Source organism: Zobellella maritima (assembly GCF_003075035.1).
In the GTDB taxonomy this organism is placed as follows: domain Bacteria; phylum Pseudomonadota; class Gammaproteobacteria; order Enterobacterales; family Aeromonadaceae; genus Oceanimonas; species Oceanimonas maritima.
The window spans coordinates 15,604-37,853 of the sequence record NZ_QCZE01000007.1; the positions used below are offsets into that span (position 1 = coordinate 15,604).

18 protein-coding genes are annotated in these 22,250 nt (G+C 59.4%); 9 read left to right on the forward strand and 9 right to left on the reverse strand.

Annotation, left to right across the window (positions count from 1 at the left end; genetic code table 11):
- Positions 1–58 precede the first annotated feature (58 nt).
- The 5 genes from gltB (at position 59) to DCS96_RS17480 (ending at position 8,478) form a co-directional block, all read left to right on the forward strand.
- Positions 59–4,519 carry a glutamate synthase large subunit gene (gene gltB / locus DCS96_RS17460; RefSeq protein ID WP_116475696.1) on the forward strand — a complete coding sequence of 1,487 codons (4,461 nt, stop codon included), beginning with the start codon at positions 59–61 and terminating at the stop codon, positions 4,517–4,519.
- Between the two features lie 12 nt (positions 4,520–4,531).
- On the forward strand, positions 4,532–5,947 hold the full coding sequence (locus tag DCS96_RS17465) for an FAD-dependent oxidoreductase (RefSeq protein ID WP_116475697.1): 1,416 nt from the start codon (positions 4,532–4,534) through the stop codon (positions 5,945–5,947).
- Positions 5,948–6,239: 292 nt separating this feature from the next.
- The gene (mtnN, locus tag DCS96_RS17470) at positions 6,240–6,938 is read left to right on the forward strand and encodes a 5'-methylthioadenosine/S-adenosylhomocysteine nucleosidase (protein ID WP_116475698.1); all 699 of its coding nucleotides are present in this window, start codon (positions 6,240–6,242) and stop codon (positions 6,936–6,938) included.
- A 5-nt stretch (positions 6,939–6,943) separates the two neighbouring features.
- Positions 6,944–7,795, forward strand: a complete 852-nt coding sequence (locus tag DCS96_RS17475; RefSeq protein ID WP_116475699.1) for a cobalamin-binding protein — start codon at positions 6,944–6,946, stop codon at positions 7,793–7,795.
- A 53-nt stretch (positions 7,796–7,848) separates the two neighbouring features.
- A complete protein-coding gene (locus tag DCS96_RS17480) occupies positions 7,849–8,478 on the forward strand; it encodes a trimeric intracellular cation channel family protein (protein WP_116475700.1) in 630 nt (209 codons plus the stop codon).
- Positions 8,479–8,855: 377 nt separating this feature from the next.
- Here the strand turns inward: DCS96_RS17480 and tyrS are convergent, their stop codons facing one another.
- Positions 8,856–10,052 (reverse strand): tyrosine--tRNA ligase, encoded by a 1,197-nt coding sequence (tyrS, locus tag DCS96_RS17485; protein WP_116475701.1) that lies wholly within the window; start codon positions 10,050–10,052, stop codon positions 8,856–8,858.
- 113 nt (positions 10,053–10,165) lie between these two features.
- Here tyrS and DCS96_RS17490 point away from each other — a divergent pair, with 113 nt between their 5' ends.
- On the forward strand, positions 10,166–11,458 hold the full coding sequence (locus tag DCS96_RS17490) for a peptidoglycan DD-metalloendopeptidase family protein (RefSeq protein WP_198650123.1): 1,293 nt from the start codon (positions 10,166–10,168) through the stop codon (positions 11,456–11,458).
- A gap of 38 nt (positions 11,459–11,496) precedes the next feature.
- On the opposite strand, the gene DCS96_RS17495 is transcribed toward DCS96_RS17490, so the two are convergent.
- The 4 genes from DCS96_RS17495 to DCS96_RS17510 are packed head-to-tail and all read right to left on the reverse strand — an operon-like array spanning position 11,497 to position 13,298.
- A complete protein-coding gene (locus DCS96_RS17495) occupies positions 11,497–11,928 on the reverse strand; it encodes an HIT domain-containing protein (RefSeq protein WP_116475703.1) in 432 nt (143 codons plus the stop codon).
- Between the two features lie 5 nt (positions 11,929–11,933).
- Positions 11,934–12,251 carry a glutaredoxin family protein gene (locus DCS96_RS17500; protein ID WP_116475704.1) on the reverse strand — a complete coding sequence of 106 codons (318 nt, stop codon included), beginning with the start codon at positions 12,249–12,251 and terminating at the stop codon, positions 11,934–11,936.
- An 8-nt stretch (positions 12,252–12,259) separates the two neighbouring features.
- Positions 12,260–12,604, reverse strand: a complete 345-nt coding sequence (erpA, locus tag DCS96_RS17505; RefSeq protein WP_116475705.1) for an iron-sulfur cluster insertion protein ErpA — start codon at positions 12,602–12,604, stop codon at positions 12,260–12,262.
- 55 nt (positions 12,605–12,659) lie between these two features.
- Positions 12,660–13,298, reverse strand: coding sequence for a DUF6776 family protein (locus DCS96_RS17510; RefSeq protein WP_116475706.1), 639 nt, complete (start codon positions 13,296–13,298; stop codon positions 12,660–12,662).
- Positions 13,299–13,455: 157 nt separating this feature from the next.
- Here DCS96_RS17510 and hemL point away from each other — a divergent pair, with 157 nt between their 5' ends.
- Entirely contained in the window at positions 13,456–14,742 is a 1,287-nt protein-coding gene (gene hemL, locus DCS96_RS17515) for a glutamate-1-semialdehyde 2,1-aminomutase (protein ID WP_116475707.1), read from the forward strand.
- 54 nt (positions 14,743–14,796) lie between these two features.
- On the opposite strand, the gene DCS96_RS17520 is transcribed toward hemL, so the two are convergent.
- The 3 genes from DCS96_RS17520 to hrpB form a co-directional block, all read right to left on the reverse strand.
- Positions 14,797–15,219: a VOC family protein gene (locus DCS96_RS17520; RefSeq protein WP_116475708.1), complete on the reverse strand. Its 423-nt coding sequence runs from the start codon at positions 15,217–15,219 to the stop codon at positions 14,797–14,799.
- A 221-nt stretch (positions 15,220–15,440) separates the two neighbouring features.
- Positions 15,441–17,777 (reverse strand): penicillin-binding protein 1B, encoded by a 2,337-nt coding sequence (gene mrcB / locus DCS96_RS17525; RefSeq protein ID WP_116475709.1) that lies wholly within the window; start codon positions 17,775–17,777, stop codon positions 15,441–15,443.
- A 2-nt stretch (positions 17,778–17,779) separates the two neighbouring features.
- Positions 17,780–20,215, reverse strand: coding sequence for an ATP-dependent helicase HrpB (gene hrpB, locus DCS96_RS17530; RefSeq protein ID WP_116475710.1), 2,436 nt, complete (start codon positions 20,213–20,215; stop codon positions 17,780–17,782).
- Positions 20,216–20,279: 64 nt separating this feature from the next.
- On the opposite strand from hrpB, the gene thpR reads away from it, so the two are divergent.
- Positions 20,280–20,801 carry an RNA 2',3'-cyclic phosphodiesterase gene (gene thpR, locus DCS96_RS17535; RefSeq protein WP_116475711.1) on the forward strand — a complete coding sequence of 174 codons (522 nt, stop codon included), beginning with the start codon at positions 20,280–20,282 and terminating at the stop codon, positions 20,799–20,801.
- Here thpR and sfsA read toward each other — a convergent pair.
- Positions 20,798–21,502 carry a DNA/RNA nuclease SfsA gene (gene sfsA / locus DCS96_RS17540; RefSeq protein ID WP_116475712.1) on the reverse strand — a complete coding sequence of 235 codons (705 nt, stop codon included), beginning with the start codon at positions 21,500–21,502 and terminating at the stop codon, positions 20,798–20,800. The genes thpR and sfsA overlap by 4 nt on opposite strands.
- Before the next feature lie 282 nt (positions 21,503–21,784).
- On the opposite strand from sfsA, the gene dksA reads away from it, so the two are divergent.
- Positions 21,785–22,237 (forward strand): RNA polymerase-binding protein DksA, encoded by a 453-nt coding sequence (dksA, locus tag DCS96_RS17545; RefSeq protein ID WP_116475713.1) that lies wholly within the window; start codon positions 21,785–21,787, stop codon positions 22,235–22,237.
- Positions 22,238–22,250: the final 13 nt, after the last annotated feature.

Here is a 22,250-nt window from a genome sequence, read left to right on the forward strand (position 1 = left end):
ATATCGTGCTGACAAAAGTAGTCGCTCAGTCTCAAGGCTAGAGCAATGGAGGAATGCAATGTCTCTTTATGACCCAAAGCTGGAGAAGGATAACTGTGGATTCGGTCTAATCGCCCACACAGAAGGCGAAACCAGTCACAAGCTTGTCCGACTCGCGATTTCGGCGTTGGATCGCATGCAGCACAGAGGCGGGATTGCCGCCGATGGCAAGACCGGTGACGGTTGCGGCTTGTTGATGCAAAAGCCAGATAGTTTTTTTCGCGCCGTCGCGGAAGATAAAGGATGGAACCTTGGCCGCCAGTATGCCGTGGGCATGTTGTTCCTGAATCCGGACCCAATTATTGCCGAACAGATCCGCCAGATCACCAATGAAGAGCTGGAGAAAGAAACCCTGAGCCTGGTCGGCTGGCGGGAAGTACCGGTCAATCCCAATGTGCTGGGTGAAATCGCCAAGGCCTCTCTGCCGCGTATCGAGCAGGTGTTCGTCAATGCCCCGACCGGCTGGTCGAGCAATGATCTGGAGCGCCGTCTCTATATAGTACGCCGCCGTATCGAAAAGCGGGTCAACGATGAATACTTCTATGTGGTCAGCCTGTCCAACCTGGTGATGACCTACAAGGGCCTGTGTATGCCCGCCGACCTGCCCAGATTCTATCTGGATCTGGCGGATATCCGCATGCAATCGGCCATCTGTGTGTTCCACCAACGCTTCTCGACCAACACCCAGCCACGCTGGCCCTTGGCGCAGCCGTTCCGCTTCCTGGCCCATAATGGTGAAATCAACACCATCGGCGGTAACCGCCAGTGGGCCCAGGCACGCTCCTACAAGTTTGTGTCCCCCCTGCTGCCGGATCTGAAAGAAGCGGCGCCCTATGTCAACACTCAGGGCTCCGACTCCTCCAGCCTGGATAACATGCTGGAGCTGTTCCTGGCCGGCGGTATGGACCTGTTCCGCGCCATGCGCCTGCTGATCCCGCCTGCCTGGCAGAAAAATCCGTCGATGGACGAAGATCTGCGCGCCTTCTACGACTTCAACTCCATGCATATGGAGCCTTGGGACGGCCCCGCCGGCATCGTCATGTCCGACGGCCGTTTCGCCGCCTGTGCCCTGGATCGTAATGGCCTGCGTCCGGCCCGCTTCGTGCGCACCAAGGACGGCTTTATTACCCTGGCCTCGGAAATCGGCATCTGGGATTACACGCCCGACGAAGTACTGGAAAAAGGCCGGGTCGGTCCGGGTGAACTGTTTGTTGTCGATACCACATCCGGAAAGACCTGGACCAGCTTCGAGATCGACGACGATCTCAAGACTCGGCATCCCTATAAAGAGTGGATGACCAAGCACAAACGCCGCCTGACCCGCTTCGAAGATCTGCCCGACGACGAAGCCGGCCAGGTGGATCTGGATGACGTCACCCTGCGTACCTATCAGAAGCTGTTCGGCTATTCGATGGAAGAGCTGGATCAGGTAATCCGGGTAATGGGTGAAAACGGCCAGGAAGCGGTCGGCTCCATGGGTGACGATGCCCCCATGGCCGTGCTCTCCAGCCGAGCCCGCTCCGTCTATGACTATTTCCGGCAGATGTTTGCCCAGGTGACCAACCCGCCCATCGATCCGCTGCGGGAAAATCACGTCATGTCGCTGGCCACCATGATCGGTCGCGAGCAGAACGTATTCAACGAGACCCATGGCCACGCCCATCGGGTGCAGTTCGACTCTCCCATACTGCTGTACTCCGATTTCCATCAGCTGCTGGGACTGGAACAGACTCATTACAAACACAGCGTACTCGATCTGAACTATGCGGCCGAAGAAGGGCTGGAAGCTGCCATTCGTCGCCTGTGTAATGAAGCCGTCGCCGCAGTGCGTGACGGTACCGTACTGCTGGTCCTGTCCGATCGCCACATCGCCAAGGATAAACTGCCTATTCCCGCAGCCATGGCGGTAGGTGCCGTACAACGTACCCTGGTGGACAACGATTTACGTTGTGATTCCAACATTATCGTCGAAACCGCCAGTACCCGGGATCCGCATCAGTTTGCCGTGCTGCTCGGTTTTGGCGCTACTGCCATCTACCCCTATCTGGCCTACGAAACCCTGGGCCGCATGGTCGCCGATGGCGTGCTCAAAATGCCGCTGCGCGAGGCATTGCTGAATTTCCGTAACAGCATCAACAAGGGCCTGTACAAGGTGATGTCCAAGATGGGCATCAGCACCGTCGCCTCCTACCGTTGTTCTCAGCTGTTCGAAGCCATCGGCCTGCATCAGGATGTGGTCGAGCTGTGTTTCAATGGCGTTTCCAGCCGGGTGCAGGGTGCCAGCTTCGAAGATTTCCAACAGGACCTGTTCAACCTGAGCCGCGTCGCCTGGATTGCCCGCAAATCTCTCAACCAGGGTGGCCTGCTCAAGTATGTGCATGACGGTGAATACCACAGCTATAACCCGGATGTGGTCAACAGCCTGCAACAGGCGGTGCGCTCCGGCAGCTACGAGGATTACCAGACTTACGCCAAGCTGGTGAACGAGCGTCCTGTGGCCATGCTGCGCGACTTGCTGCAGGTAAAAACCGGTGGCCAGGCCAACCTGCCGCTTGATCAGGTCGAGCCGGCATCGGCCCTGTTCCCCCGCTTCGATAGCGCCGCCATGTCCATCGGCGCCCTCGGTCCGGAAGCACACGAATCCCTGGCGATTGCCATGAACCGCCTCGGCGGTCAGAGCAACTCGGGTGAGGGTGGCGAGGATCCCCGCCGCTTCAACAGCCTGAGAAACTCCAAAATCAAGCAGGTCGCCTCCGGTCGCTTCGGCGTCACCCCCCATTATCTGATGAATGCTGAAGTCATTCAGATCAAGGTGGCCCAGGGCGCCAAACCGGGTGAGGGCGGCCAGTTGCCCGGCCACAAGGTGACCGCGGAAATCGCCAAGCTGCGTTATGCCGTGCCCGGCGTGACCCTGATTTCACCGCCGCCGCACCATGATATTTACTCCATCGAGGATCTGGCTCAGCTGATCTTCGATATCAAGCAGATCAACCCCAGCTGTCTGGTGTCGGTCAAGCTGGTTTCCGAGCCCGGTGTCGGCACCATCGCCACCGGTGTAGCGAAGGCCTATGCGGACCTGATCACCATCTCCGGCTATGACGGCGGTACCGGTGCCAGTCCCCTGTCGTCGGTGAAATACGCCGGTTCGCCCTGGGAACTGGGTCTGGCCGAGACCCAACAGGCGCTGGTTGCCAACGGCCTGCGCCACAAGGTTCGGCTGCAAGTCGACGGTGGCCTGAAAACCGGCCTGGATATCGTCAAAGCCGCGATCCTCGGTGCCGAGAGCTTCGGCTTCGGTACCGGCCCCATGGTGGCCCTGGGCTGTAAATACCTGCGTATCTGCCACCTGAACAACTGCGCCACCGGCGTAGCCACTCAGGATGACAAGCTGCGTAAGGAACATTTCCTGGGTCTGCCTGAAATGGTGGAGAACTACTTCAGGTTTATCGCCGAGGAAACCCGTGAGTTGATGGCGGCGCTTGGCGTTGCCAAGCTGACCGATCTGATTGGCCGAACCGATCTGCTCGACGTCATGCCCGGCCTCACCGCCAAGCAGCAGAAGCTGGATCTGTCCGGCATCATTGTCAAACCCGAGCCGAAACCAGGCCTGGGTGTGTTCTGCCAGGAAGGTAACCCCGGCTTCGATAAGGGCCCGCTCAACCTCAAGATCGTCGAAGATACCCTGAACGCAGTCGAGAACAGCGCCGGTGGTGATTACTATTACACCATCCGTAACACAGACCGCTCCGTGGGTGCCCGCCTATCCGGTGAAATCGCCAAGCGCCACGGTAATCAGGGCATGGCCGCCGATCCGATACGCATCCACCTGGACGGTACCGCCGGCCAGAGCTTCGGGGTATGGAACGCCGGTGGCCTGGAGCTGATCCTGACCGGTGACGCCAATGACTATGTAGGCAAGGGGATGACCGGTGGCAAGCTGGTGGTCAGATCACATGTGGGCGTGTCTTTCCGTTCCCATGAAGCCACCCTGGTCGGTAATACCTGCCTGTACGGCGCCACCGGTGGTCACCTGTATGTGGCGGGTCGTGCCGGCGAGCGTTTCGCGGTCCGCAACTCTGGCGCCATCGCTGTGGTCGAAGGGCTGGGCGATAACGGTTGTGAATACATGACCAGCGGCATAGTCACCGTGCTGGGCCGTACCGGGGTGAACTTTGCCGCCGGTATGACGGGCGGTTTTGCCTATGTACTGGATGAAGACGATGACTTCCACCTCAGGACCAACTACGAGCTGGTCGAGTTGCTGGGTCTCGACGAACTGGTGATCCATCAGGAGCACCTGCGCGGTATCATCACCCAACATCTGCAGGAAACAGGCAGCGAACGGGCACAGCAGATCCTGGCCAAATTTGACCAATACCTGCCCAAGTTCAAGCTGGTGAAGCCTAAATCCAGCGATGTTAAATCCCTGTTGGGCCACCAGAGCCGTTCTACCGCAGAGCTGCGGGTCCATGCGCAGTAAAGGAAATTAGTGATGAGCCAGAACGTATTTCAATTTATAGATGTACAACGTGTCGACCCGCCCAAGAAGGCAATCGGCACCCGTAAAATCGAGTTCGTAGAGATCTACGAACCCTTTTCCGACAGCCAGGCCCAGATGCAGGCCGATCGCTGCCTGGATTGCGGGAACCCTTACTGCGAATGGAAATGTCCGGTACATAACTACATTCCCAACTGGCTGAAGCTGGCCAACGAGGGACGTATCTTCGAGGCGGCGGATCTGTGCCACCAGACCAACAGCCTGCCCGAGGTCTGCGGCCGGGTCTGCCCTCAGGATCGGCTGTGTGAGGGCTCCTGTACCCTCAATGATCAGTTCGGCGCCGTGACCATAGGTAATATCGAAAAATATATTACCGACAAGGCGTTCGAAATGGGCTGGCGACCGGACATGTCCCATGTGGTGAAGAATGACAAGAAAGTCGCGGTGATCGGCGCCGGGCCGGCCGGCCTGGCCTGTGCCGATATCCTGGTACGCAACGGCGTCACCCCTGTGGTGTTCGATCGCTACCCGGAAATCGGTGGCCTGCTGACCTTCGGTATTCCGTCCTTCAAGCTGGAGAAATCGGTGATGTCCCGTCGTCGGGAAATCTTCGAGGAAATGGGCATAGAATTCCGCCTGGAAACCGAAATCGGCAAGGATGTCAGCTTCCAATCGCTGCTGGACGACTATGATGCCGTGTTCCTGGGCGTGGGCACCTATAAGTACATGAGGGCTGGCCTGGCCAACGAGGATGCGAACGGCGTCTTCGATGCCTTGCCGTTCCTGATCTCCAACGCCAACCGGGTGTTGGGTTTCGAGAAACAGGCATCCGACTATATTGATATGAGCGGCAAGCGGGTGGTGGTACTGGGTGGTGGTGACACCGCCATGGACTGTGTACGCACCTCTATCCGCCAGAATGCGGCCAACGTGGTCTGTGCCTATCGTCGGGACGAGGCCAACATGCCCGGTTCACGTCGTGAAGTGCAGAATGCCCGGGAAGAAGGGGTGAAGTTCATGTTCAACCTGCAGCCCACCGGCATTCAGGTTGATGCCAACGGCAAGGTCACGGGTGTGGAAGTGGTCACCACCCAGCTGGGTGAGCCCGATGCCAACGGCCGCCGTCGTCCCGAACCGGTCGCCGGCTCCGAACAGGTGCTGCCCGCCGATGCGGTGATCATGGCGTTTGGTTTCCAGCCCCATGACCAGCCCTGGCTCAAGGACCATGATATCCAGGCAGACAGTTCCGGTCGTATCGTTGCTCCCGAGCAGGCCGACTTCGCCTATCAGACCAGCAATCCGAAAATCTTTGCCGGCGGCGACGCCGTGCGCGGTTCGGATCTGGTGGTCACCGCCATCGCCGAAGGCCGTAAGGCCGCCGAAGGCATCATGGACTTTATCGGGGTGTAGGCAGGTTTCACCTCCGTCGCAAAGGCCGCTCTTGGAGCGGCCTTTTTATTTACCGTGGGCAGTCCATTGCGAAGTGCCTGGAAACGAGGAGTTTACAGCGAGCCGGGGGTGCCCCCTGCACACCCGCCCCCCTGACGCGAGCACCCGCCTTGCAGCATCCTCGCTACATCCCTGATGTGTGACGCATGTACTTCGGCCGATTCATTAACAGACACGGCGGATAATTCCGGATCGGCCTTTTGCCTTTCTGATGATAAGATCCGGACATTATTCCGTTACGCGAGATAACTCTATGAAAATCGGCATTATTGGCGCCATGGAACAGGAAGTGGCCGAACTGAGATCCCAGCTGGACAACCCCAATACCGTCACCGTCGCCGGCTGCGAGTTTTACCAGGGCAGCCTGGCAGGCAAAGAAGTGGTAATAACCCGTTCCGGCATCGGCAAGGTAGCCGCCAGCATGGCCAGCACCCTGCTGTTGGAACGGTTTCAGCCCGACTGCGTAATCAATACCGGCTCTGCCGGCGGATTCGATCCCGTCCTCCATGTGGGCGACGTAGTCGTGTCCAGCGAAGTCCGCTTCCATGATGTAGACGTCACCGCCTTTGGTTATGAAGCCGGACAGATGGCCCAGCAACCTGCCGCCTTTATCGCCGATCCTGCGCTGATCGAGCTGGCGGAGCAGTGCCTGGCAGAACAGGCGGAGATCAACTCGGCGGTGGGCCTTATCTGCACCGGGGATCAGTTTATGCACCGGGAAGATCAACTGCAGAAGGCGGTTACCCTGTTCCCCGCCATGAAAGCCTGCGAAATGGAGGCTGCCGCCATCGCCCAGGTCTGCCATCAATTCAATGTGCCATTCGTAGTGGTACGCGCCCTGTCGGACATCGCCGGCAAGGAGCAGGCCGAATCCTTCGAAGCCTTTTTGGAGGTGGCCGCCCGCCACTCATCAAAAATGGTGCTGGCCATGCTGACCAGGCTGGATGACTGAACCCGATGCGTCCGGTCACACCAAAGGCCGCCAGCTGGCTGCCGTCTGCCGGGTTGTTGCTGCTGCTCGCCCAGCCGGTGACCGCGGATGAGGCCAGGCGCATTATCAGCCTGACCCCCCATATTACCGAGATGCTCTATGCGATAGGAGCCGGCGAGCAGATAGTGGCAACCGACGCAGCCAGCGACTATCCGGCCGAGGCCCGGGCCCTGCCCAAGGTTGCCAACTTTCGCTCCCTGCACCTGGAACAGATCCTGGCCTTACAGCCGGATCTGGTGATTGCCTGGCGCAGCGCTCAGGCACTACAGGTTCAGCCGCTGGAAAATCTGGGCATTCCCGTCGCCTTCTCCGAGCCGAAAACCCTGCAGAGCCTGGCCGATGAACTGGAATATCTGGGCGAACTGACCGGCCACCGGGAGCAGGCTCGGGCAGTGGCCCAGGACTACCGTCAACAGCTGACACAACTTGAAGCCGAGTATAGCCATAAGACGCCGGTAACCGTCTTTTACCAGCTCGGCTATCCTCCCCTGATGTCGGTGAATGACCACACCTGGATGGGCCAGGCGGTGAGGCTTTGCGGCGGAACCAATATCCTGGCTGATAGCCCCATCCCCTATCCCCAGGTCGGTACCGAATTCGTGCTGATGCAGGATCCCCAGGTGATATTGGGGGAAACGACCGGCCAGTTGCTGAGCCTGTGGCAACAATGGCCGGAACTGCGGGCGGTACGCCATGGTCAGCTGTGGCCGGTGGATACGGTGCGCCTGCACCGCTTTACCCCGCGCACGCCGGCAGGCATCCGTGACTTGTGCGAAACGCTCGAAACGGCAAGACAAGGCTTCGCCTCGGCGCCATAAGCATGACGAATCGCACCCGGATGCCATGCCCCCTATTTTTGAGGTAAAGACAATTGCCACCGCTGGTTGATGCTGTGTTTTTCTGGAGTGATTTATTCGGCACCGCCGTGTTCGCCTTCTCGGGCGTGCTGGTGGCCGGGCGGCTACGCATGGATGGCTTTGGGGTAATAGTGCTGGCGGCGGTCACCGCCATCGGCGGCGGCACCATCAGGGATCTGATTATCGGTGCCGAGCAGGTATTCTGGGTGGCCGACGCCGTCTACCTCTGGGTGATACTGGTTACCGCCCTGCTGGGACAGTATATCGCCCGCCTGCCCCGACGCCTGCCCTGGTACCTGCTCCCCCTGGCCGATGCCTTTGGCCTGGCGCTGTTTACCATTATCGGGACCGAAAAAGCCCTGTCCCACGGCACCTCGGAAATGGTGGCGGTGGTGATGGGCGTCATGACCGGGGTCGCCGGCGGCATGATCCGCGATATGCTGGCACGGGAAGTCCCCATGGTGCTGCAGCGGGAAATCTATGCTACCGCCTCTATTCTCGGCGGCATCCTCTATACCGGGGCCCTGGCCCTGGATCTGCCGCCGCTGCTGGCCACCCTGGCGGGCATGCTCGGCACCTTCGCGTTGCGGACGGCAGCCATTCGCTGGCACCTGTCCCTGCCGGCCTTTTCGCTGACGCGATAGGATGCAACGGCCGAAATATTTTCATGTGAGGCATCAGCAGGGTTACTTTCGTCGACACGCGTCAAGCCAATCCATGGGACGCCCGTCAAATGCCATCCATGGCATTTGACGGGCGTCCCCGGTAATACCAGCTGCTTCATGAAACTCCTGATTTGCCAACGAATACTGCCTGACAGCTCGGTGTTGAACAAGGAAGACAAAGGATGTCTGCTTCGACGGCCCTTCACGCCATGGGTGGCGCGATTAAGCCCCTAGGAAAGGGTTTGCGGCGTGCCGAAGAAGCAGTGCACTTTGGCCGACGATCTTGCATGACTTGACAGGCAGAACAAAAAGGGCAACTCCTTCGAGTTGCCCTTTTACAGGTTCAAGCGTCAGGCTCAGGCCACGGTGACCCGGGCAAACTTGCGCTTACCCACCTGATAGACCGCCTGGCCGGCGCTCACCACCAGCTTGCCATCTTCCAGTTTTTCGCCGTCCAGCTTGACCGCTCCCTGCTTGATCATACGCAGGGCCTCGGACGTCGAGCCCACCAGCCCCGCATCCTTCAGCAGGTTGGCAATGGCAATACCTTCCTCGCCGGCCGTCAGGGTCACTTCGGCAATATCTTCGGGAATGGCGTTTTTCTGGAAACGCAGCACAAAATCCTGATGGGCCTGTTCGGCAGCATCCTCATCGTGATAACGGCTGATGATTTCCTTGGCCAGCAGGATCTTGATATCTCGCGGATTGGCACCCTCGGCCACCTGATCCCGCAGGCTGGCCAGTTCGTCCAGGCTACGGCGGGAAAGCAGCTCGAAGTAGCGCCACATCAGCTCATCGGACAGGGACATGATTTTGCCGAACATCTGATCCGGAGCCTCGTCTACGCCGATATAGTTACCGGCGGACTTGGACATCTTCTTCACTCCGTCCAGACCTTCCAGCAGCGGCATGGTCAATACCACCTGAGCCGGTTGACCCGCATCCTTCTGCAGTTCCCGGCCCATCAGCAGGTTGAACTTCTGATCCGTGCCACCCAGCTCGACATCCGCTTTCAAGGCCACCGAATCATAGCCCTGCAGCAAGGGGTACATAAATTCGTGAATGGCGATGGCATGACCGGAAGCATAACGCTTTTTAAAGTCATCCCGCTCCAGCATGCGGGCAACCGTCAGCTTGGAGGCCAGCTTGATCATGCCGGAAGCCCCCAGCTCACCCAGCCAGCTGGAATTATAGACAATCTGGGTTTTTTCCGGATCCAGCACTTTAAAGGCCTGCTCAGCATAGGTCTTGGCATTGTCGGCCACCTGTTCGGCAGTCAGTGGCGGGCGGGTGCTGTTTTTGCCGGACGGGTCACCCACCTGGGCAGTGAAGTCCCCGATCAGCAGCAACACGTCATGACCCAGATCTTGGAACTGGCGCAGCTTGTTGAGGATGACCGTATGACCCAGGTGAATATCCGGTGCCGTGGGATCCATGCCCAGCTTGATCCGTAACGGGCGGCCTTCCTTCAGTTTGGCAATCAGCTCTTCTTCGACCAGTATCTCTTCGGCACCACGTTTGATTTCCGCTAATGCCGCTGCCAGCTGGGACATGACGGTTTTACTCCTATGCTAAAAATTGGGCAAATCGAAGAGGCATATTACTGGAATGGCAGATAAATTGGAAAGCCTGTAAACTTCCAGCAAGATTCAGGGAAGCATTCTCAGTGGCTGTGACCAAACTATTACAATTACTGCCCCGACGACACAAGATAGCGATCGGCATCGTCGGTGGCCTGATGGGGCTCCTGCTGCTGCTCCCAGACGAGGCAAAACACACCAGCCAGGCAAGCAGGGCCCCCCAGGCTGAGCAGCCGGCCGCCGCGCCTGCTTCCCGGGTAGAGCAAGAGCAGATGCCGGCAAACACCCGCGAAGTCTCGATCACCGTTGCGTCGGGCGATAGCCTTTCGACTATTTTTTCCCGTCTGGGGCTGCCTTCGAGCCTGTTGCATGAAATGGATCTGCTGGGCGAGCCTGCCGACAGCCTGAAAAAGATCCACCCCGGCGAACAGATCACCCTGGTGTATGATGCCGATGATCGGTTTTCCGCACTGCTCTATCCGGTTGATGTCGCCCAGACCCTGGAGATACGCCAGACTCCCCAGGGACTGCAGAGCAATATTCTGACCAGTGAGCTGGAACAACGCATTCAGCATGCCCAGGCCGAAGTCAGCTCGAACTTCTGGAATGCCGCCGCCGGTGCTGGCCTGAGCCCAACCCAGATACTGCATCTAGCGGCCATGTTTGCCTGGGATCTGGATTTTGCCCTGGATATCCGGGCCGGCGACCGTTTTGCCGTGCTCTTTGAGCGGAGCTACAAAGAGGGCGAGCCGGTCGCCGATGGCCATATCCTCGCCGCCGAATTTGTTAATCAGGAGCGAGTTTACCAGGCGGTTCGCCATACGGACGGCAACTACTACTCACCCGAAGGGCGCGCCATGCGCAAAAGCTTCTTGCGGGCGCCGGTCAACTTTACCCATATCAGCTCCAACTTCAATCCCCGCCGCCTGCACCCGGTCACCGGACAGATTCGTGCCCACAACGGCATCGACTATGCGGCCCGTACCGGTACCCCCGTGATGGCGGCCGGCAACGGCGTGGTGGTGGACTCCGGCTACAACCAGTTTAACGGCAACTATGTGGTGATCCGCCATGACGGCACCTACCTGACCAAATACCTGCATCTGCACAAACGCATGGTAAAAAGAGGTCAGCGGGTGAAGCAGGAAGAACAGATTGGCACGGTCGGTGCGACCGGTCGAGTGACCGGCCCTCATTTGCACTACGAGTTTCTGGTAAACGGGGTACACAAGGATCCCAAAACCGTGATCCTGCCCCACGCCCCCGTACTGCCCGGCGCCGAGCTGGCAAAATTCAAGCCACAAGCCCAGCGGTTACTGGCCATGCTAACCCGGGAAAGCAGCACCATGCTGGTCAGCAACAGGGCACAGCCCGAATGACAGACGGACGCTCATAACCATCAGGATGAGACTGGCGGTTAGCCAGGAAGAAAATCAGGTAGCTCGGCCAGCCGCTCTTGCCACTGGAGGGTGACCTGCACCAGCTCGGCATCGGTATAAGGCAGGGCCTGGTGCTTGCCCCAGATCGGTCCGGGCCAGGCCGCATCCGAGCGAAAACGGGCGATATGATGTAGATGCAGCTGAGGTACCATGTTGCCCAGGGCCGCGACATTGATTTTATCCGGGGCAAGCCATTGCTCCATCAACCGGCCAAGGGCACTGGACTCCTGGATCAGCTGAACCTGCTCTGCCGCCGTCAACCAGTGGATCTCTTGTATGTCAGCCCGCCTGGGCACCAGGATCAGCCAGGGATAGCGACTGTCCTTCGCCAGCAGCACCCGGCTTAACGGCAGATCGCCCAACCGCTGGGTATCGGCCAGCAATTGCGGATGCAGCACAAACTCGGTCATGGGGCTCAGGCTCCGAAGCGGGTGTTCAGATAGGCGATAATATCCATCGACTCATACAACCAGTGATAGTTGCCCTGTTCATCCTCTACTCGCAGGCAGGGTACCATTCGCTGACCGCCACCGGCCAGCAAGGCCTGCAGATGCTCAGGCTCGTTGGTATCAAACTCCTGCAACTCAAGACCCAGGTCGGCCATCACCGCCTTAACCCGCTGACAATAAGGACACCAGGGTTTTTGATACAGGGCCAGTTGCCCGGCACCGGCGACCTGAGGCAGGGTGCCGTCGGTCTTGCCATCGTTCTTGAACCAATCGAACACAGACATAAGCCGCCTCAGACAGAGAAAGAGGAACCGCAACCGCAGGTGCTGGTCGCGTTGGGGTTGGTCACCAGGAAGCGGGACCCCTCCAGTCCTTCGATATAATCGACGGTCCCCCCCACCAGGTACTGCAGGCTCATGGCATCCACCACCATGGTGACACCGTTCTTTTCAATTTCGGTATCGCCGTCATTGGTTTTTTCATCAAAAGTGAAGCCATACTGGAAACCGGAACAACCGCCCCCGGTAATATAGACCCTGAGCTTGAGTTCGGGGTTCTCTTCCTCAAGGATAAGGGCCTTGACCTTGTTTGCTGCCGCATCGCTCATCTGGATCGGCATGGGTACTGCGTCGCTCATCACTACCTCGTTTGTATGGTGTCGGCCAAAATTATCTAATACCCGAGTAATCAGTTCAAGTATTGCCCGGCAATGGCCATGCCAGCCTGAATGTTTTATCACTCCGGCCTCCCAGCTCCAGCAACAGCTCTAGCTGCCGTCCCTCGGCTCCGACCGGCAATTGCCCGCTCCCCGCCAGGATCTGAAAATGCTGGAAGTCCAGCAACAGCGGCGCCAGGCCCAGTTCCTGTTCACTCAGGGACACTATCTCACCTTGCTGCCTCACTTGCACCCTTATCCTGGCCTGGCCGGTAATCCTGGTCCCCTGCCCCTCCGGCTGCAGCAGCACCAGGCGGAACTTGAACTTGCCTTCCTCAGGCAACGGCGTTATCTCCCCCTCGGTCAGCATCAGCTCCTTTGCCCCGTCCGGCGCCAGCACCTGTCTGTACAACACCAGCTGCTGGGCCTGTTCGGCGAGCCGTTTGTCCTGCTCAAGCAGCCGGGTTTGCAGGCTATCCCGAGCGCTCAGCAAGGCCTGATATTCGAGCTGCCCCTGCAACAACGCCTGCCGGGTGCCGGCCTCCTGCTTTTGTACCGCCTGCAGGGTCTCTCCCCGATCCTGATAGCGCAACCAGAGGTAACCTGTTGCTGTGGCCAACAACAGGTTCGCCAACAATGAACAGGTCAACCACCTGGCCACCGAATCTTTTTTCATCAAGCGACTCCTTCATGTGCAGCGCATTGTGCCAAATTAGTTATGACCACCACCAGCCCGATGGTCGGATTCTAGTATGTGTCGCTTTTTGTTATAGTCCTGTCACCTGGCAGCTGACCTGCCTCCCGTCTGTACCCTACTGAAAGGATGTCTTTAAATGTCCAAGTCTGACGATTTGTTTGTCAAAGCACAGCAGCTGATCCCCGGTGGTGTAAACTCACCGGTTCGCGCCTTTAGCGGCGTCGGTGGTACCCCCCGTTTCATCGAGCGGGCGGACGGCGCCTACCTATATGATGTGGACGGCCAGTCTTATGTCGACTACGTAGGCTCCTGGGGCCCCATGATCCTTGGCCATAACAGCCCTGTGGTTCGCCAGGCGGTCATCGATGCCGCAAAGCGCGGCCTGAGCTATGGCGCCCCGACCGGCGTTGAGGTGGACATGGCCGAGCTGGTATCACGCCTGGTGCCTTCGATGGAACAACTACGCATGGTCAACTCGGGTACAGAAGCCACCATGAGCGCCATCCGCCTGGCCCGCGGCTTTACCGGACGCGACAAGATAGTCAAGTTCGAGGGCTGTTACCACGGCCATGCGGATTGCCTGCTGGTCAAAGCCGGATCCGGGGCCCTTACCCTGGGCCAGCCCAACTCTCCCGGGGTGCCCGCCGATTTCGCCAAACACACCCTAACCTGTACCTTTAACGATCTGAGTTCGGTCCGGGCCGCCTTCGCCGCCGCCCCCCAGGAGATTGCCTGTATCATCGTCGAGCCGGTGGCCGGCAATATGAACTGTATTCCACCAGAACCCGGCTTCCTGCAAGGCCTGCGCGAGATCTGCGATCAATACGGCGCCCTGCTGATTTTCGATGAGGTGATGTGTGGTTTTCGCGCATCCCTGGGAGGGGCCCAGGCTCACTACGGCATCAGGCCGGATCTGACGACCCTCGGCAAGGTGATTGGCGGAGGCATGCCAGTCGGGGCCTTCGGTGGACGTAAAGAGGTGATGGAACATATGGCGCCGACCGGTCCCGTTTACCAGGCTGGTACCCTGTCGGGCAATCCGGTTGCCATGGCCGCCGGCCTTGCCACCCTGACCGAAATCACCAAACCGGGGGTATATGAAGCGCTTAATGCCAAGACTCAGGCGCTGGTAGACGGCTTACAGGCCGCCGCCGACAAGCACGGCATCCCCTTCACCACCAACCGGGTCGGGGCCATGTTCGGCTTTTTCTTCACCGAGGAGAAAAATATCAGCCGCTACGAGCAGGTCACCCGCTGTGATCTGGATGCATTCAAGCGTTTCTTCCATCTGATGCTGGAGCAAGGCGTTTATCTGGCACCCAGTGCCTTTGAGGCCGGTTTCATGTCCCTTGCCCATGGCGAGCAGGAAATCGCTCACACCCTGGCCGCCGCCGATCAGGCCTTTGCAGCCCTGAAGGGCTAACGGGGACTCCGATACCGAGCCTGATTCCGCACGGTATCGGAACACACCCCGGGCTTACTCGGGCTGCTGGATCTCCACCAGTGGCCCTTCCAGCAACTCAACGCTGTTACCGTCCGGATCCAGAATAAACACATAGCGGCTGCAGGTCTGCCCATTGACCGGCGACGGCTTGTCGATCAACATGCCTGTCCCGTGCAGGGCGTCCAGCGCCTTGTCCAGATCATCCACCTGCAAGGCAAAATGTCGCAACCCCAACCGAAAGCCGCTGGCCCAGGGGGGAACCGACAGCTCGGGCTCGTCTTCGGGCCGGAAACAATACAACTCCAGCAAGGCCTGTCCCAGACGCAGGTGGCAAATTTGCAGGCTGCCGGCCTCGTCCTGCCAGCGGTATACCGGCTCAAAGCCCAACCCCTTGTAAAACCCTTCGGCAACCGACAAATCGCGCACACTCAGGGTCACATGATGAAAGTAAAACATGACACATCCTCCATGTTCCTATTCATCAGCATATACAGAGTTTGGCGATTTAACCTCGATTGGGTGGATAAAGGGAACGAACGGCAGAGGGCGGGACACAAAGGGATCTTGCAGCCGGGATCCAGCCGGTACCCGGAGGCCGGCGGAGAAGAGCTGCCGGGAAAGGATCACCACGCCCGTCGGTGGTCTCATACCAATCCGAAGGGCGTGACAAAGCGCGATCAACGGGCGAAATTAAAGATATCCCTTAACCAGTCGCTGACCGGCTGCTCGAATGTCTCCTGTTGCAGGGGGTTCTGCTGGTAGCAATCCCGTACTCCCGACAGTCGCGCCGCTTCGGCCGGTAACAAGCGGGTCTGTTCGCAGCGGGGATCCGCCGGCACCCCATCCTGCACCGCGAAATTAACCTGATCGATGCCCGCCGGCACCGCCAGCTCGAGCGAATCAACGCCCCGTTCGTCCAGGTAACGACTGTACACCCGCAGGGCGCCACTGGAGCCGGTGAGCCCGGTGACCCCGTTATTGTCCCGGCCTATCCAGCTGGTCACCAGCTCTTCATTGTCGAGCCCCGCATACCAGGTATCACGCAGATCATTGGTGGTCCCTGTCTTGCCCGCCATCACCCGGTTGGGGAAACGGGCCGCCAGGTGGCGGGCAGTGCCGTTGGAGACCACCTTGGTCATGCCATAGAGGGCCAGGTAACCGGCTTCCGGAGCCATTACCTGGGTAGCGGTAGGGGCATGCTGATAGATAAGCGTACCCTGCTCGTCCTGTATCGCTCTAATGGAGGTCAACGGCTGATACAACCCCTGGTTGGCCAGGGTCAGATACATCTGATTGACCTCATAGGGCGTCAGCTCCAGGGTTCCCAACAACAGGGAAGGATAGGCGTTGATCGGCTGCTCTATCCCCAGCCGCTTGAGGTTATCAACCACCTTGTCCAGCCCGATGGACATACCCAGGTTCACCGTCGGCACGTTCAGGGACTTGGCCAGGGCATCGATCAGCATCACCTGACCACGGAACTTGCGATCATAGTTATTGGGTTTCCATACCTGGCCACCATCGCTGCGCAGGGTAATGGGCTCGTCCTTGATTGGGCTGGCCAGGGTATAGCCATTGGCCAATGCCTCCGCATAGACCGCCGGCTTGATCAACGAGCCAATCGGCCGCCGCGCCGCCAGCGCCCGGTTAAAACCGGCAAAGCTGGGATCGGCTCCACCGACCAGGGCATTGATTTCCCCCTTGCGCCAGTTGGACACCACCATCGCCGCTTCCAGATCGTCACGCCTGGTGTTGGCCTTCAGCCGCTTGACCTCCTCCTGCACCGCCTGCTCCGCCGCATGCTGGGCAATGGGGTCCAGGCTGCTGAATATTTTTATTCCCGACTGGCTGAGAAACTCGTCACCGAAACGCTTTCGCAATTCCTCGCGCAGCAGTCCCATAAACGCAGGGGTCCGGCCATAGCCCATGCGGCCCCGCTCGATCGGCTGCAAGGCCGCATTGCTGGCCTTCTCATAAGTGTCACGGTCAATATGGCCCTCGTTGGCCAGCAGACGCAGTACCAGATCACGACGATCCTTGGCCCGCTCCGGGTTGCGCCAGGGATCGTAGAAAGAGGGTCCCTTGACCAGGGCCACCATCAGCGCCATCTGGTCGGCGGTCAGTTCGCTCAACGGCAGGCCGAAGTAGAAATAACTGGCAAGGCCAAAACCATAGACACCCTGGCTGCCATTTTGTCCCAAATAGACTTCGTTCAGATAGGCTTCGAGGATCTCATCCTTGCTGTAACGAAAATCGATGATCACCGCCATATAGGCTTCCTGAATCTTGCGCCAGATGCTGCGGTCCTGGGTCAGGAAAAAGTTCTTGGCCAGCTGCTGAGTCAGGGTGCTGCCGCCCTGTACCGTGCGCCCCGCCTTGATGTTCACCACCAGGGCCCGCAGTATGGCCAGTGGTGATACCCCGTCATGTTGATAGAAGTCCTTGTCCTCGACCGTCAGCAGGGTGGTGATCAGCAGGGGCGGCACCTGCTCCAGCCGTACCAGCAGACGATCTTCCCTTTTTTCTACATTCAAACGGTCGAGCAGCACGGGATCCATGCGGGCATACCCCAGCTCGCGACCATTATCCGCATTCTGCATCCGCTTCAGACGCTGGCCGTCAAAGGTCAATGTCATCGGACGCGCTTCTTCCGGACCATCGGCAAAGTTGAACGGGCGTCGATAGACTTCGATGCGGTTGTTGCCGGCCGAATATTCCCCGGGCCTGGCCGGATCGCTCACTTTGCGGTAATTCAGCAACTGCAGCTCACGCTGCATCTGCTGGTAAGACAGCTTTTGCCCGGGAAACAATTCCAGTGGCCGGCTGTATACCAAGGCCGGCAGGGCCCATTTCTGGCCTTCGAAGCGGCTCTTGACCTTGCCGTCCAGATAAATCCCGAACACGCCCATCAGCACCGCCCCTACCAGGCCGAGTTTGATGAATAATCCCCACCAGGAGCGCCGTTTCGCTACCGGCTTCTTGGTTGATTTTTTGGTTCTGCTCTGTTTTGCCATAATCAGTGTTTCATCTGTCTCTTGGTGTGCCGGGTCGGGGCGGTATTGGCCGGATCATCTGGCCATACATGCTTGGGATAGCGCCCCTTCATTTCTTTCTGAACTTCACGATAGGAGCCGGCCCAAAAGGCGGCCAGATCCCGGGTTATCTGTAACGGCCGGCGGGCCGGAGACAACAGCTCCAGCACCAGCCCCACTCGTCCCCTGGCCAGCTCGGGGGTGTGGGTCTGGCCAAACATCTCCTGTAGCCGTACCGGTAATACCGGCTCATCCTGTTCCCGATAACGGATTTCGGCCCGGGTTCCCGTCGCCAGGCTAAGGTGACTGGGTAGCAGAGTATCCAGCAATTGCTGTTGTGACCAGTCCAGCCGGCTTTTAAAGATCCTGGCCCAATCCAGCCGAGCCAGCTCATCCCAGCGGCTCAGGCCCTGCAGATAAGGCTGTAGCCAGCGTTCGGCATCGGCCAGCCAGGCATCTTCATCACAGGGCGCGAAGCCTTGGTCGGCCAATTTCTGTCCGGCCAGCTTCAATCTGAGCCAGACTTGCCGGGCTGTCTCATCCAGCGGCAGGCCCTGCCAGCCGCGCCTGCGGACTTCATTCAGCAGGCACTCGGCTTTCTGCTCTGGGCTGATATCCGCCAGCGGGGTGCGTTGCAGGATCAACTGCCCCAGACACCACTGCCGTTCGGCCCTCACCCGGTTTGCCTCCGCATCCCAATGCAGTGCCTCCCGGGTGGAAAAATGCTCCGGCAGACCATGCTGCATCGCCGCCAACTCGACCGGCTCGGCTCCCTGGATAAACAGCCCCCGGGATGACTGGCTGAGGGCCGCCACCGCCAGCATGGGCTTACCCTGCAAGGCGCTGTCCAGGGGCAGGTCGGCACTCAGACCGCCGGCCAACTGGTAGCGCCGGTCCTGGCGCGCCCTGGCAATCCAGTCGGGTCTGGCACTGGCCAGCAGCAGCCCCATATACTGGCCGCTGGGCCGCCCGGGCGCTACCTGTAAACGTTTAAACCAGCGCTGGGCCGCGCCCTTCAGCGCTTCCTGCCGGGCCAATACCTGCCCCGAAAGCGGGCCTGGCTGCAGCCTGCCTTCTTCCAGCAGGCAGGCCAGGTAAACCCCATCGGCCAGGGCACCGTCCCGCCCCTGCTGCTGCCATTGCCGGGCGCACAGCAACAAATGCCCCAGCCAGGGCTCTGCCCCCAACTGCCAGACCTGGCGCCCGAGCGCCGTCAGCTGACCCTGCTCGGTGATCAGCGCCAGGGCCGTCAGCTGGTGTCTGGCCGCCGCCAGTAGGGGCTCCGGCGCCGGCGTCAGCAGGGGTAAAGTCTCGGGCTCGGCTCCCCAGGCGATGCATTCCAGTAAAAAACCACACAGATCGGCCTGCTCGATTTCCGCCGGACGCCGGGATGACAGCCGCGCCTGTTGCTCCTGACTCCATAACCGCAGGCAGACCCCCGCCCTTAGCCGGCCCGCCCGCCCGGCCCTCTGGGTTGCCGATGCCTGACCGATTTGCCGGCTCAACAAGCGGCTCACCCCGCTTTGAGGGTCGAACTGAGCCCTGCGCTCCAGGCCCGAGTCCACCACCAGGCTGATGCCTTCGATGGTAAGCGACGTTTCCGCCACATTGGTCGCCAGCACCACCTTGCGCCGGCCGGCCGCCGCCGGCGCTATCGCCGCCTGCTGTTCGGACAGGGTCAGACGTCCGAACAGGGGCCTAAGTTCAATCGGATCGGCGATCCGCAGGGCCAGCCACTGCTCACAGTCGCGGATCTCCCGCTCGCCGGGCAAAAATGCCAGCAGGCTGCCGTCATGCTGTTCCAAGGCGGTGAGGATGGCCCGCCCCATGCTTTCGGCCAGCGGGGAGTGCTGGTTGCGGGGCAAATACAGATAATCGACCGGAAAACTGCGGCCTTCGCTGACCACCAGCCGGGCGTCGGGCAACAGACGCTCCAGGGCCAGACCATCGAGGGTGGCGGACATCACCATGATTTTCAGGTCATCCCGCAGCGCCTGACACTCCAGGGCAAAGGCCAGGGCCAGATCCGCCTGCAGGCTGCGCTCATGGAATTCATCGAAGATAAGCATGGCTACCCCGGTCAGCTCGGGATCCGTCTGCAACATGCGGGTCATCACCCCTTCGGTAACCACCTCCAGCCGGGTCTGGGCACTGCAGCGGCTTTCACCCCGCATTCGGTAACCAATACGCTGACCCACCTCTTCGCCCAGCTGGGCGGCGAGGTAATGGGCTATGCTGCGTGCCGCCAGCCGCCTGGGCTCCAGCATGATAATCCGGCCTTCAAACTCCTCTCGCTCCAGCAGCCAGAGCGGCAGCCAGGTGGACTTACCGGCACCGGGCGGGGCTTCGACTATGATTTGGGATGCCGCCAGGGCTTTCTCCAGCTGGGGCAGGGCGGCGATAATGGGTAGCTGACTCACAAGGTTACCTGAATGGGTAAAGACGCCTATATTGTGCCAAAAGCACCGCCAAAGGACTATCCGGATGCCGAAATCTACTCAACGCCTGTTTCTGGCTTTCCCGGCGGGCCAGCTGACGCGGCCTCTGCTCCGATTGCAGGATCGTCTGGCCCTGTCCGGACGTCGCATCCCGCCCGAACAGTTCCACCTGACCCTTCGCTTCCTGGGTGAACTGGACGCCGTACAGCAGGCACAGGTGGAGCAGATGGTAGACCGTCTGCCCCTGGTGGCCTTCAGGCTGGAACTGGACAAACTGGGCTGCTTTGGTCGGGCCAGGGTGCTCTGGCTCGGCCCCACCCAGATCCCCGAGCCTCTGATTACCCTCGCCGGGCAGACGGAGCTGGGTATTCAGGAACTGGGGCTGCCCGCCTCGCGTCCCGGCTTTCATCCCCACATCAGCCTGTTCCGTCATACTTCGGCCGGCGGACTGCCTAGTATATCTCCCATCCATTACCAACCGGATCGACTGACACTCTATGCGTCCCGACCCACCAGCAAAGGGCCGGTTTATGAATGTGAACGCAGCTGGCCCCTGACTTCAGGCTAAAGCAACACGGGTAAGGAGCGCACCAGACGCATACCCTCCGGGCCAATCTCCGCCTGCCAGGCCAGACATTCCACCCCGGCCGCCACCGCCAGGGCCAGCAAGGCGGCATAGTCCGGATCCAGATGGTCCGCCGGACTGACCCGCTCTATCCCGGTGTGCAGTACGCAAAACAGGATCGCCGCCCGATATCCCTCCTGCCGGCAGGCAATCAGCTCCCGCACATGTTTCTGCGCCCGCACACTCACGGTATCGGGAAAATAACCCTGGCCCTGCCCTTCCAGCAGGGTCACGCTTTTCACTTCTATATAGCAATCGGGCTTGTCCCCGGCCGACAGCAAGAAATCAATGCGGCTCCCTTCCTGGCCGTAACGCACTTCCGGCCGGACCTGATGGTAGCCGGCAAACTCGGGGATATCCTCGCCGGCCAGGGCTTCCGCCACCAGCTCATTGGCCCGAGCGGTATTGACACAGATGAAATCTCCCGCCGCCGTCCTGGTGAGCTCCCAGGTATGGGCATATTTACGCTTGGCATTATTCGAGGTAGAGAAGTAAATCAGGCTGTCCGGTTCGGCACAACCGGTCATTCTCCCGGTATTGGGGCAATGCAGGGTCAGGGTCTTTCCCTGCACGGTCACGTCGGCCAGGAAGCGTTTATATCGGTGGATCAGCCGGGCTGGCTGTAAAGAAGAGGAAAACTGCACGATTGTACCTATAGTTCATTAATAAGCTGCCATGGTAACCAGCATTTATTCATGGCGACCAGTGCTTGAAAGGCGAAACCGTCGCCCCCATATGGAGGTCTTACTAAAAAGTGCCAGGGTATCGGCATCAGGTTCCGGACCCGGGAAGCGGAAAATGTCGTATTTAACGACGGCCGACAACAGAAATCACATTGCAAAATTGCCTTGTCAACGTGCTTTCTGGTATAGATAGCCGCTTCTTAAATTTGGTTGGCGCAACATTGCATAGTTAGGAGATACGGAATGCCAGTAGTCGAAACCAAAAAATCTCTGGGTATTCTGGCGATCGCCGGCGTCGAGCCTTATCAGCCCAAGCCCGACGAAGAATACATGAACGAGGTGCAGAAAACGCACTTCCGTAAAATTCTGGGTGCCTGGCGCAATCAGCTGCGTGAAGAGGTTGATCGCACCGTTGGCCATATGAAGGATGAGGCCGCCAATTTCCCCGATCCGGTTGACCGAGCTGCCCAGGAAGAAGAATTCGCCCTTGAACTGCGGGCCCGGGACCGGGAACGTAAACTGATCAAAAAGATCGAGAAAACCCTGCAGAAGATCGACGACGACGATTTTGGTTTCTGTGAGCATTGCGGCGTGGAAATCGGTATTCGTCGCCTGGAAGCCAGGCCGACTGCCGATCTGTGCATCGATTGCAAAACCCTGGCCGAAATCAAGGAAAAACAGATGGCCGGCTACTAAGCCGGCCTGATCC

Bases quoted from the DNA above. Each gene is read 5' to 3' on its own strand.
- mrcB (WP_116475709.1), bottom strand. From the start codon at position 17,777: ATGGCAAAACAGAGCAGAACCAAAAAATCAACCAAGAAGCCGGTAGCG.
- DCS96_RS17510 (WP_116475706.1), bottom strand. From the start codon at position 13,298: ATGAAAAAAGATTCGGTGGCCAGGTGGTTGACCTGTTCATTGTTGGCG.
- dksA (WP_116475713.1), top strand. From the start codon at position 21,785: ATGCCAGTAGTCGAAACCAAAAAATCTCTGGGTATTCTGGCGATCGCC.
- gltB (WP_116475696.1), top strand. From the start codon at position 59: ATGTCTCTTTATGACCCAAAGCTGGAGAAGGATAACTGTGGATTCGGT.
- mtnN (WP_116475698.1), top strand. From the start codon at position 6,240: ATGAAAATCGGCATTATTGGCGCCATGGAACAGGAAGTGGCCGAACTG.
- DCS96_RS17500 (WP_116475704.1), bottom strand. From the start codon at position 12,251: ATGTCTGTGTTCGATTGGTTCAAGAACGATGGCAAGACCGACGGCACC.
- thpR (WP_116475711.1), top strand. From the start codon at position 20,280: ATGCCGAAATCTACTCAACGCCTGTTTCTGGCTTTCCCGGCGGGCCAG.
- tyrS (WP_116475701.1), bottom strand. From the start codon at position 10,052: ATGTCCCAGCTGGCAGCGGCATTAGCGGAAATCAAACGTGGTGCCGAA.
- DCS96_RS17495 (WP_116475703.1), bottom strand. From the start codon at position 11,928: ATGACCGAGTTTGTGCTGCATCCGCAATTGCTGGCCGATACCCAGCGG.
- erpA (WP_116475705.1), bottom strand. From the start codon at position 12,604: ATGAGCGACGCAGTACCCATGCCGATCCAGATGAGCGATGCGGCAGCA.
- DCS96_RS17520 (WP_116475708.1), bottom strand. From the start codon at position 15,219: ATGTTTTACTTTCATCATGTGACCCTGAGTGTGCGCGATTTGTCGGTT.
- DCS96_RS17465 (WP_116475697.1), top strand. From the start codon at position 4,532: ATGAGCCAGAACGTATTTCAATTTATAGATGTACAACGTGTCGACCCG.
- hemL (WP_116475707.1), top strand. From the start codon at position 13,456: ATGTCCAAGTCTGACGATTTGTTTGTCAAAGCACAGCAGCTGATCCCC.
- DCS96_RS17475 (WP_116475699.1), top strand. From the start codon at position 6,944: ATGCGTCCGGTCACACCAAAGGCCGCCAGCTGGCTGCCGTCTGCCGGG.